General features: G+C 68.6%; 10 protein-coding genes. 5 read left to right on the top strand and 5 right to left on the bottom strand.

From position 1 onward, the window contains the following. Both VFF97_RS16740 and VFF97_RS16735 read left to right on the top strand, forming a co-directional pair. Positions 1-990: glycosyltransferase (locus VFF97_RS16740; protein WP_325034640.1), on the top strand; the 990-nt coding region annotated here is incomplete at its 5' end. Positions 991-992: 2 nt separating this feature from the next. Then, positions 993-1,982, top strand: a complete 990-nt coding sequence (locus tag VFF97_RS16735) for a glycosyltransferase family 2 protein (protein WP_325034642.1) — start codon at positions 993-995, stop codon at positions 1,980-1,982. On the opposite strand, the gene VFF97_RS16730 is transcribed toward VFF97_RS16735, so the two are convergent. The 4 genes from VFF97_RS16730 to VFF97_RS16715 all read right to left on the bottom strand — a co-directional run bounded on the left by VFF97_RS16730 (position 1,967) and on the right by VFF97_RS16715 (position 5,339). Then, positions 1,967-2,725: an ABC transporter ATP-binding protein gene (locus VFF97_RS16730; RefSeq protein WP_325034639.1), complete on the bottom strand. Its 759-nt coding sequence runs from the start codon at positions 2,723-2,725 to the stop codon at positions 1,967-1,969. The genes VFF97_RS16735 and VFF97_RS16730 overlap by 16 nt on opposite strands. Next, complete coding sequence (locus VFF97_RS16725; protein WP_325034638.1) at positions 2,725-3,531, bottom strand: ABC transporter permease; 807 nt, start codon at positions 3,529-3,531, stop codon at positions 2,725-2,727. Before VFF97_RS16725 ends, VFF97_RS16730 begins: the two co-directional genes overlap by 1 nt. A 24-nt stretch (positions 3,532-3,555) precedes the next feature. Further along, entirely contained in the window at positions 3,556-4,692 is a 1,137-nt protein-coding gene (gene glf / locus VFF97_RS16720) for a UDP-galactopyranose mutase (protein WP_325034637.1), read from the bottom strand. A gap of 143 nt (positions 4,693-4,835) precedes the next feature. Beyond that, a complete protein-coding gene (locus tag VFF97_RS16715; RefSeq protein ID WP_325034636.1) occupies positions 4,836-5,339 on the bottom strand; it encodes a GtrA family protein in 504 nt (167 codons plus the stop codon). Positions 5,340-5,497: 158 nt separating this feature from the next. Between VFF97_RS16715 and VFF97_RS16710 the strand changes: the two genes are divergently transcribed. Genes VFF97_RS16710 through VFF97_RS16700 form a run of 3 tightly spaced genes read left to right on the top strand, consistent with a single transcriptional unit; the run spans position 5,498 to position 8,267 of the window. After that, positions 5,498-6,328 carry a glycosyltransferase family 2 protein gene (locus VFF97_RS16710; protein WP_325034635.1) on the top strand — a complete coding sequence of 277 codons (831 nt, stop codon included), beginning with the start codon at positions 5,498-5,500 and terminating at the stop codon, positions 6,326-6,328. Beyond that, on the top strand, positions 6,325-7,347 hold the full coding sequence (locus tag VFF97_RS16705; protein ID WP_325034634.1) for a glycosyltransferase: 1,023 nt from the start codon (positions 6,325-6,327) through the stop codon (positions 7,345-7,347). The genes VFF97_RS16710 and VFF97_RS16705 overlap by 4 nt, the downstream gene beginning before the upstream one ends. Further along, the gene (locus tag VFF97_RS16700; protein WP_325034633.1) at positions 7,344-8,267 is read left to right on the top strand and encodes an NAD-dependent epimerase/dehydratase family protein; all 924 of its coding nucleotides are present in this window, start codon (positions 7,344-7,346) and stop codon (positions 8,265-8,267) included. Before VFF97_RS16705 ends, VFF97_RS16700 begins: the two co-directional genes overlap by 4 nt. On the opposite strand, the gene VFF97_RS16695 is transcribed toward VFF97_RS16700, so the two are convergent. Continuing rightward, positions 8,218-10,449, bottom strand: a complete 2,232-nt coding sequence (locus tag VFF97_RS16695; RefSeq protein ID WP_325034632.1) for a hypothetical protein — start codon at positions 10,447-10,449, stop codon at positions 8,218-8,220. The two genes, VFF97_RS16700 and VFF97_RS16695, sit on opposite strands and share 50 nt — an antisense overlap. Between the last annotated feature and the right edge of the window lie 6 nt (positions 10,450-10,455).

Raw genomic sequence — 10,455 nt, 5'->3', positions numbered from 1 at the left:
GACGTGCCCTTCATGTGGCGCACCCTCTATCAGGAGAAGATGCCGCACGACTTCAGCGCGGCGAACCTGCGCCAGTCGCCCATGCTCCACATGCGGCTCGACGCCGACTACAACGGCTGGTGGATGTGCCTCATCCCGGTCGAGGCGCTCCGCAAGGCGGGGCTTCCGCTCCCCGCGTTCATCAAGTGGGACGATGCGGAGTACTGCCTGCGAGCACGAGACCACGGCATTCCCACCGTCTCGATGCCGGGTGTCGCACTGTGGCATGTGTCCTGGGTCGGCAAGGACGACTCGATCGACTGGCAGGCCTACTTCCACGCGCGCAACCGGATCGTCGCCGGCCTCCTGCATTCGTCGATCCCACGAGGCGGCACGCTCCTGCGCCACAGCCGCCGCATGGACCTCAAGCACCTGATGATGATGCAGTACTACCCCGTGGCGCTGCGTCACCGGGCCATCCGCGACATCCTCTCCGGTCCCGAGCACATGCGAGCAGGCCTGGCGACGGCCATGCCGCAGGCGCGCGCCCTCGCGAAGGACTACCCCGAGACCGTCGTCCACAAGGACTCGGGTGTGCCGATGCGGTCGCGCAAGGGACGTCAGGTCTTCAAGCGGATGCCCCGCCACACGTTCGACAGCCCGACGGGTCTGCGCCTGCGGTGGTTCACGCTGTCGACCCTCGTGTCGCATTGGATCCACGCCCCGCGGCCCGAGAACATCTCCACACCCGAAGTCGAGTTCGGCAAGGGCGACGCGTACTGGTGGCGCCTGCCGCTCTTCGACAGCGCGCTCGTGAGCGCCGCGGACGGCTCGGGCAAGAACATCTACACGAGGGACCGCCGCAAGTACCGCCGGATGCTGTTCGACACCGTCGTCCTCCACGCGCGCCTGCGTCGCCGGTGGCCCGAGCTGTCGAAGCGCTACCGCGCGGCGATGGACGAGCTCACCTCGCTGGAGGCGTGGCGCAAGACGTTCGAGGAGTCGAAGTGACGATGGTCTCGCCGACGACCCCCAGCACCGAAGCGTTCGATCCAGCGACGGCGACCATCGCCATCGTGACCTACAACCGCTCGGGCCTGCTGGCGAGGCTGCTCGAGAGCATCGAGCGCATGGATCCCAAGCCCGGGCACATCGTGATCGTCGACAACGCATCCGTCGACGACACAGGCGAGGTCGTCGAGTCCTACCGCGAGCGGCTCGCGCCGTCGGCGCTCGTGTACCGCCGCCTCGACACCAACACGGGCGGCTCGGGTGGGTTCAGCGAGGGCATGCGCATCGCCTATGAGCTGGGGTCGACCTGGATCTGGCTCATGGACGACGACGTCGAGGTCATCCCCGACGGTCTCGCGAAGATGGGCAAGTGGGCGCCGCGGTTCAAGAGCATCCAGGGCCGGCGCTACGACTACGACGGCAGCGAGTTCTACTGGCAGTACCGGATCGCCGAGCGCATGGGCATCCCGATCCCGTTCGCCCCCGCGGGTTTCGACGAGAGCGGCTACAAGCCGATGAACTCCGGTTGCTTCGAGGGCATGTTCATCCACCGCGACATCGTGCGCGAGATCGGCCTGCCCGACCCGCGGTTCTTCATCTACTGGGACGACCAGCTGTACGGATGGCTCGCCTCGCGCAAGACGCAGTCGGTGATCGTGAACGAGTTCGTGCTGCGCCGCACGCGCGAGATCAAGCAGTGGGACATGGGGATCCGCCACCTCAATGCCTCGAGCAACGCGTACCGGTACTACATCATGCGCAACCGCGCGATCATCAAGCGGTACTACCGCGCACTCGGCGTCTACAACCCGGTGCTGTTCGGCCTCGGCACGTTCATGACGTTCTGCAAGGAGCTCATCCGCCTCGTCTTCGTCGAGCGGACCGTCCGCGGCACGTCGAACCTCTTCCGGGGTCTTCGCGACGGACGTGAGATCGCCAAGGATCCGTCGTGGAAGCCGATGGCGCCGCTGACGGATCAGCCGACTTCGTAGTCCGAGTTGTAGCGGTCGAGCACCTCGCCGATCGTCGCGTCCATCGCGAGGCGGCCCTTGTCGAGGTACAGCCCGCGCGAGCAGAAACGGCGCAGGTCCTTCTCGTTGTGCGACACGAAGAAGAGCGTGCGTCCGGCGGCGAGCAGCTCGTCGATGCGCTTGTAGCACTTCTCGCGGAACGCCTTGTCGCCGACCGCGAGCACCTCGTCGACGAGCAGGATCGGCTCCTCGAGCTGCGAGACGACGGCGAACGCGAGGCGCACCTTCATGCCGTTCGAGAGGTGCTTGTAGGGGGTGTCGAGGAATCCTTCGAGCTCCGCGAACGCGATGATGTCGTCGAAGCGCCGCTCCACCTCCGCGCGCGACATGCCATGCAGCCCGGCGGTGAGGCGCACGTTCTCGCGCACGGTGAGATCACCCACGAAGCCACCCGTGATCTCGATGAGCGGTGCGACGCCGCCGTGCACGCGCACGCTCCCCTCGTCGGGCAAGAGGACACCTGCGACGAGCTTCAGCAGCGTCGACTTGCCCTGACCGTTGCGGCCGACGACGCCGATCGCCTCGCCGGCGCGCACGTCGAACGTCACGTCGCGAAGCGCCCAGAACTCACCCGGCCGGCTGCGCCGCGACGAGTCCGCGAACAGATCCTTGAAGTTCCGACGCCCGCGACGATTTCGACGGAACCGGATGCCGAGATCGCGCACCTGGATGGCGACGTCGGTCGTGAGAGTCGCGTCGGCCATCACAGCTCCTTCAGCACCGGACGCTCGAGGCGGCGGAACACGAACACGCCGAGGGCGAGGAACGCGAGCGACATCGCGGCGCCCACCACCACGGCGAGCGTGTCCCACACCTCCGGGAAGAGCCCCACCCGGTACAGGGTGAAGATCCCCGACAGCGGGTTGAAGACGGCGAGGGTCGGGAAGATCCCCGGCAGGTCGCCGATGCTGTAGATGACGGGCGATGCGTAGAAGAGCAGGCGCAGGATGAGCTTGGTCGCCCGCTCGAGGTCGGTGTAGAGGGTGCACAGCGGCGCCACGAGCAGTCCGAGGCCGACGAGGAGCGCCGTCTGCAGCAGGACCGCGACAGGGATCCACAGCAGGCCCCAGTTGAGCTCGGCCGGCGTCGCGGAGAACTGCGCGACGATCACGAACAGCGCGAGGACCGGCAGGGAGAAGACGAACTCGAGGCCCTTGCTCAACACGATGCGGTTCACCCAGATCGAGCGCGGGATCGCGGTGGACCGCACGAGGCGCGCGTCCTTGCTGAACGCACGCGTGAAGTCCGACACGGCGGAGTTGAACCACACCCACGGCAGCAGCGCCGTGATGAGGAACACGATGTAAGGCTCCTGGCCGACCGTGCGCTGGAAGACCTGCGTGAAGACGAACCAGTAGATCGCGCTCATCAGGAGCGGATCGAGCACCGACCACAAGTACCCGAGCGCGCTCGTCGCGTACCGGACGCGCAGATCCCTCGCCGACAGCAGCCACAGGGAATGCGCGTAGCGGCGCGGCGATCCGGGTGCGCCGACGGCAGCGGTGGTCACGCGAACGATCCTACGGGCGCGGAGTCACGCGAGCTGATTGTTCCACATCGACAGCGCCGAGCCGATCGCCATGTGCATGTCGAGGTACTGGTATGTGCCGAGGCGCCCGCCGAAGAACACATCCTTCTCGCCCTTCGCGAGCTCGCGGTACGCGAGGAGGCCCGCGCGGTCCTCCGGGGTGTTCACGGGGTAGTAGGGCTCTTCGCCGCGCTCCGCGAAGCGCGAGTACTCGCGCATGATCACGGTCTTGTCGGACGGGTACCGATCCGCGCGCTCGGGATGGAAGTGCTTGAACTCGTGGATGCGCGTGTACGGAACATCCGCATCCGCGTAGTTCATGACCGACGTGCCCTGGAAGTCGCCGACGTCGAGCACCTCGCGCTCGAAGTCGAGCGTGCGCCATGACAGGGCGCCTTCGGTGTAGTCGAAGTAGCGGTCGACAGGCCCCGTGTAGACGATCGGCACCTGCCCGACCGTCGCCTTCTTGCTGAGCGGCTGCGATTCGTCGAAGAAGTCGGTGTCGAGCTTCACCTCGATGTTCGGGTGGTCGGCCATGCGCTCGAGCCACGCCGTGTACCCGTCGGTGGGCAGTCCCTCCCACTTGTCGTTGAAGTACCGGTTGTCGTAGTTGTAGCGCACCGGAAGGCGGCTGATGACCTCGGCGGGAAGCTCCTTGGGGTCGGTCTGCCACTGCTTCGCGGTGTAATCGCGGATGAACGCCTCGTACAGCGGGCGGCCGATGAGGGCGATGCCCTTCTCCTCGAGGTTCGCTGCCTTCTTCGCGTCGAACTCCCCCGCCTGCTCGTGCACGAGCGCGCGGGCCTCGTCGGGCGAGTACGCCGCCTGGAAGAACTGGTTGATCGTTCCGAGGTTGATCGGCAGCGGATACACGACGCCCTTGTGGTTCGTGTACACACGGTGGACGTAGTTCGTGAACGTCGTGAAGCGGTTGACGTACTCCCACACGCTCGGGTTCGAGGTGTGGAACAGGTGGGCGCCGTACTTGTGGACCTCGATGCCGGTCGCCGGGTCGTCTTCGCTGTACGCGTTGCCGCCGATGTGCGGGCGGCGTTCGATCACGGTGACCTTGCGACCGGATGCCGCGGCCCGCTCTGCGATGGTGAGGCCGAAGAAGCCGGAGCCGACGATGAGGAGATCCATGCGGTTGGGGTGCTTTCTGATTCGCTCGGGCGCCCGTGCGGGTCCTAGACGCGGAGATGCGGCGGGCACGAGGGGCCGCCGCGTGACACAAGCTTACCGACGGACTCGGGGCATTCCTGGGAGCCCGCGGGGCGGATCCTCGGTCAGGGTCGGTCGTGTGCGGGAGCCTGGTCCTCGATGTCGGACTCCTCCTCGACTGCGACCATGCCCGACGGCGCCGCCCCCGCCTTGCGGAAGGAGAAGGTCTTGTGGAGCACGTAGGTGACGACGACGAGGAACGCCGTCACGATGAGCTGGCTGATGAGCTTCTCGGTCGCGCTGTCGAAGCCGAGCACCTGGGCCGAGAACCAGCTCAGGGCGAGGTTCGCGATGAAGGAGCCGAGCGTCACCGACGTGAACTTGATGAACTCGCCGATCGGATGCCCCGTGCCGCGGAACACGAAGTGGCGCTGGAGCAGGAACGACGTCAGGTTCGAGACGATCCAACTGAAGGTGATCGCGATCGCGAAGTCGCCGGGCACGCCCCAGGCATCGAGCACGAGCAGCGAGACGGCGTAGAGACCGTACGAGAACGCGGTGTTCAGGCCACCGAAGACGAGGTATCGGACCTCGGGGCGCCTCGAGATCGCCACGACCAGATTGCGCATCGGGGCAACGATACACGCGCTCCCACGGCGCTTCCTGTACGCCTCCCGGGCCGGTCGGAGAGGCGTGCGTTAGGCTCGACCGTTGGCATTCTGCCATCGCCCGCGGACCAGCTTCCCGCCTCTCGGAGCCGACGGCCGCGCGGAAGGAGCCTCGAATCGTGACCGTCCCCGTCCTCAGCGTCGTCGTTCCGGCCTACAACAACGGACGCACCCTCGCCGAGACGCTCGAGTCGGTGCTGGAGCAGCGTGTGGACGGGCTCGAGCTGATCGTCGCCGACCACGCGTCATCCGACGACACCGCAGAGGTCATGCGCGGCTTCGCCGACGATCCGCGCGTCACGCTGCTCGACACTCCGGCCGGCGGCGGCGCCGGGCGCAACTGGAATCGCGTCACCGAGGCCGCGACCGGCGAGTACATCAAGCTGGTGTGCGGAGACGACGTCCTGCGACCCGGTGTGCTCGCACGACAGCTCGAAATCCTCCGATCGACCGGCGCGGTGCTGACCGCGTGCCGTCGCGACGTGGTCGACGCGGACGGCCGCACGCTGATGGCGGGGTGGGGACTGAGAGGTCTCGACGAGCGGATGCCGGGGCGCGACGCCGTCCGCAAGGCTGTGCGCGCCGGGTCGAATCTGTTCGGCGAGCCCGCGTCGGTCATGATGCGCCGGGAAGCGCTGGCCGAGACCGGCGGATGGTTCGACCGCTTCCCCTATCTGATCGACCAGGCGACCTACTCGCGCGTGCTCCTTCGCGGGGACTTCGTCCCCGACCCCGAGGTCGGCGCGACCTTCCGGATGAGCGCCACCCAGTGGAGCGTGGCGCTGGTGCGCGAGCAGTCCGGTCAGGCGCGGGCGTTCCACGCGTGGCTGCGGGCGGAGCATCCGGAGGTCCTGTCGGCGACGGATGTGCGAGTCGGCGACCTGCGGGCCGCGGCGATGGCTCGTGCCCGCCGCCTGTCGTATCGTCTGCTCGAGAGGAGAATGCGGTGACCGACGGAGAGGCGTACGTCCACCGGATCAGCATCGTGATCCCGGTGTACCAGGGTGAGCGCACCCTGCGCGGCGTCATCGACGAGATCCGCCCGCTCACGTCGCCCTTCGTCACCTCGGCCGGTCACACCGCACGTGTGGACGAGGTGGTGCTCGCATACGACCGCGGTCCCGACGACTCGGCCCGCGTCATCCGCGAGCTCGCCGCCGAGAACGCGTGGATCAAGCCCGTCTGGCTCAGCCGCAACTTCGGTCAGCACGCCGCGACGCTCGCGGGCATGGCGAGCTCGGGCGGTGAGTGGATCGCCACGATCGACGAGGACGGTCAGCACGACCCGGGACAGATCCAGGTGCTGCTCGACCAGGCTCTCGCCGACCGTGCCGACCTCGTCTACGCGGACCCCGTGAACCGGGCTCCCCACGGCTTCGTGCGCAACACCGCGTCGAAAGCGTCCAAGCGCACGCTCGAGTCGCTTCTGGGCGGCGGCCCGGCCTCGCACTTCAACAGCTTCCGCCTCGTGCTCGGTGAGATCGGGCGCAGCGTCGCCGCGTACGCGGGCACGGGCGTCTACCTCGACGTCGCCCTGTCGTGGGTCGCGAGCCGCGTCGTGACAGCGCCGATCACGCTGCGCGCCGAGGGCGACCGCCCGTCCGGGTACTCCTACCGCCGTCTGTTCGGCCACTTCTGGCGCATGGTGCTCACGTCGGGAACCCGCGGCCTGCGCCTGGTCACCGCCGTCGGCGTGCTCTTCTTCGTGGGCGGCATCCTGTTCGCGATCTACCTCACGTTCGCGCGGTTCGTCTCGGGCGACATCCCCGAGGGCTGGACGTCGCAGATGGTGCTCACCGCGGTGGGGACGGGCGTGATCCTCGTGTCGCTCGGGATCATCGCCGAGTACCTCGGCGTGGCGGTCAGCACCGCACTCGGCAAGCCCGCGTACCTCATCGTCCGCGATCCGGCGAGTGGACCGCTCGGGCACGCCGACCCGCCTGAGCGCCCGGCGGTCGACCGGGAATGACCCGGGCGCGGCGCTGGATCATCGGCCGAGGCCTCCTCGGGCGGGCGGTGGAGCGAGCGCGACCCGACGAGGCGTTCGCCGTTCGGCTCCCCTGGAACGACCCCGACCGCACCGTCGAGGCGATCGCGGTCGCGTTGCCGGAGTTCGCGGCATCCGATTCGCGCCTCGAGGTCTACTGGTGCGCGGGCCGCGGCGTGACCTCGACCCCGCGCGAACAGCTGGCGGTCGAGGCATCCGTTTTCGATCGCGTCCTCGAGGTGTTCCTCGCGGCGCCGTCCGACGTGAGGTCGCGCCTCGCGTTCTTCCTCGCGTCGTCGGTCGGCGGCGCCTACGCGGGCTCGGGCACGCCGCCGTTCACGGAATCGACGCCGGTCGCGCCGCTGAGCGCGTACGGCGACACGAAGCTGCACATGGAGGCGGCTCTGCGCGAGGCCACAGCGGACGGGCAGTGGCGATCGTTCATCGGCCGCATCACGAACCTGTACGGCGCGGGCCAGGACCTCTCCAAGCCGCAGGGCCTCATCTCGGCCCTCGTGAGGGGTCACCTCAGCGGACAGCCGACGTCGGTGTACGTGCCGCTCGACACGCTGCGCGACTACATCTACGAGGATGACTGCGCCGCCGTCGTCGACGCCGGCATGCGCCGCGTCGCGGCCCAACCCCCCGGGACGACCGTCACGAAGCTCATCGGCGCGATGCGGGCGGTGTCGATCGGTGCGCTGCTGTCGGAGCTCACGCGGCTTCGGCGACGACGGGGGCCGATCGTGTTGGGCGGAGGCGACGCGCGGGGCCAGGCGCTGGATCTCCGCATCCGCTCGGAGGTGTGGACCGACCTCGACGGGCTCGTCCGCACGACGCTGCCCGAGGGCCTCAGTCGCGTGTATCAGGCCCAGTTGCTGGGACGGGCAGCTCCTCACTGAGCCCGAGTCCGTCGGGCGCCGTCTCAGCCCGTCGGCGCCACCGGTGCTGCAAAATCGGCCAGGCCACCAGGATCACGGCGCACAGTGCCGAGGCCGCGATCATGAGCGGCAGCCCGGGCGGACGGAACGAGACCGTGATGACGTCGCCCGGCCGGGCGTCCGACGCGTCGACCGTGAGAAGCCATTCCCGGACGGGATCCGCGTGCTCGGCGCCGTCGATCGTGTAGCCCGGGTAGTCGAGCCGGGCCAGCACGACGCGAGCGTCGTCGCCGATCTCGTCCACACGGAACGAGACCGCGGTCTCGGAGACGTCGACGACGGTGACGGATGTGCCACGCCCCGTCCACGCGACCCCGCCTGCTCCGGGAACCGGCTCGTCGCGCTCGAAGAGCCACGTGAACTCCCCCTCCGAAACGAGGCGCCATCCGTCGGGCGGGACGGGAGCCTCGGGGAAGGTGTCCTTGATGGCGAGGATCGTGCTCACGCCCATGAGATCGGCGACCGGGAGCCCGGTCTCGGCGTCGCGGGTCCACAGTGTGTCGAGGGCATCCGCGCACGTCGCACCGCGCAGGTCCATGCACAGGTCCTTCGAGAAGGTCGAATACGGCAGGACCGTGTAGAGGCTGCTCACGCGCGTGGGGCTCAGGTACCAGAGGTTGCCCATGAGGCGTTCGTCGAAGCTCGCGTCCAGACCGCCGTGCGCGTAGATGTCGCCCACGACGATCGCGTCGTCGGGCGAGTCGGGAAGGATCGACTGCATGCGCGCGACGCTGTCGGGCACCCCGAACTTGGGCAGCGGCGTGTACGGGAAGACCGCCAGCTGCGGGATGATCAGCAGCCCCGACACCGCGACGGCCGCCGCGGCGGCGAGGCCGGTGCGCTGTCCGTCGCGCCGGATGCGCCGGGTGAGCGCGATGTACCCGATCGCGACGATCGCGATCGCCTGCACGACCATCACGAGCGCGAGCCAACGCCATTGGCCCGGCGTGTTGGCGTAGGTGATGCCGGTGGCGATGACCAGGACCAGCAGCGACCACCACACACGACGGCGTGTGACGCGGGCGGGGAAGGCGTGGGTCGCCATGACGGCCAGCAGGACTCCCGCGGTGAGGCACACGTACGGCATGAAGCGGACCGGCCAGCGGATCGCACCGATCTCGCTCGGCCCGATGACGACGACGGTCACGAGCGCGAGGAGCACGAAGAGCGGGATGCACCGACGCACCACGTCGCGCGGCATCGGCAAGAAGAGGGGGATGATCGGCAGCAGCCACGCGACATACACGAGTGGGGCCGCGGTCTCAGGGCCCCACCACGACCCCACGGATGCCGTGGCCGTCGGCGACGCGGCCGACATGAGGTCGCTCAGATCGGCGTTGAGGAACCTCGTGTTGATGACGTGGAATCCCGCACGCTCGGTGACGGGCGCCGTGAGCACACCGGGCAGGTAGACCGCGATCGTGAGGAGGGCTCCCCACGCGGACGCGAGGAGCGTCCGGATCGCGCGCCCGCCGTCGCGCGCGACGATCGCGCGCACGAGACTCTCGACGAGGATCACGACGAGGATGAGGACTCCGAACACGTATCCGAACGTGATGAGCGCGTAGCTCGCGATCAGGTACGGAAGCGGCGAGCGCAGGGATTCGACGGATCGCCGAAGACCCCACCACACCCACGGCAGGACGGCCGCGTTGAACAGGCCGGTCGCCCACGAGGCCGCGTCCATGTAGACCGTGAACCCGCCGAGAGGCACCAGCACGCCCGCGACCGCGGCCCAGGGAGCGCTCGCGCCGAACGAGCGCGCGAGCAGGCAGACGCCGCCAGCCATGAGCATGAGGAACGCGATCTTCACGATCGTGACGTGGACGACCGGGTTCTCGGCCCAGCGGGCGGTCACCGCGATGAGCCAGGTCACGGGGTTGAGCAGTCCCCATTGGCCTTCGGCGAAGTAGTTGCCCGCCTGCCACGCGTGCGGATCCAGGATCGGCAGGCGCCCGCTGAGCAGCCTGTCTCCGAGCTGCCACCACTGCCCGAACGAGCCGACCTCGGAGTCGTCGGCGAAGTAGAAGCGCGGCGTGACGAGCACGCGGGCGGCGCCGAACAGACCGGTGAGCACGACCGAGAGCGCGGCCCAGACGGCGGGCGCCCACCGTGTGCGGGTGCGGGAGGACTGGTCGGTCACGTGGCG

The sequence above is a fragment of the Microbacterium sp. genome (assembly GCF_035687345.1).
Taxonomy (GTDB): Bacteria; Actinomycetota; Actinomycetes; order Actinomycetales; family Microbacteriaceae; genus Microbacterium.
The sequence above is the reverse complement of the archived record's forward strand: the minus strand, read 5'-3'. Positions and strand labels throughout refer to the sequence as shown.

What these genes read in the sequence shown, in the direction of transcription:
- VFF97_RS16735 (WP_325034642.1), top strand. Translation starts at nt 993, where the DNA reads ATGGTCTCGCCGACGACCCCCAGCACCGAAGCGTTCGATCCAGCGACG.
- VFF97_RS16730 (WP_325034639.1), bottom strand. Translation starts at nt 2,725, where the DNA reads ATGGCCGACGCGACTCTCACGACCGACGTCGCCATCCAGGTGCGCGAT.
- glf (WP_325034637.1), bottom strand. Translation starts at nt 4,692, where the DNA reads ATGGATCTCCTCATCGTCGGCTCCGGCTTCTTCGGCCTCACCATCGCA.
- VFF97_RS16715 (WP_325034636.1), bottom strand. Translation starts at nt 5,339, where the DNA reads ATGCGCAATCTGGTCGTGGCGATCTCGAGGCGCCCCGAGGTCCGATAC.
- VFF97_RS16700 (WP_325034633.1), top strand. Translation starts at nt 7,344, where the DNA reads ATGACCCGGGCGCGGCGCTGGATCATCGGCCGAGGCCTCCTCGGGCGG.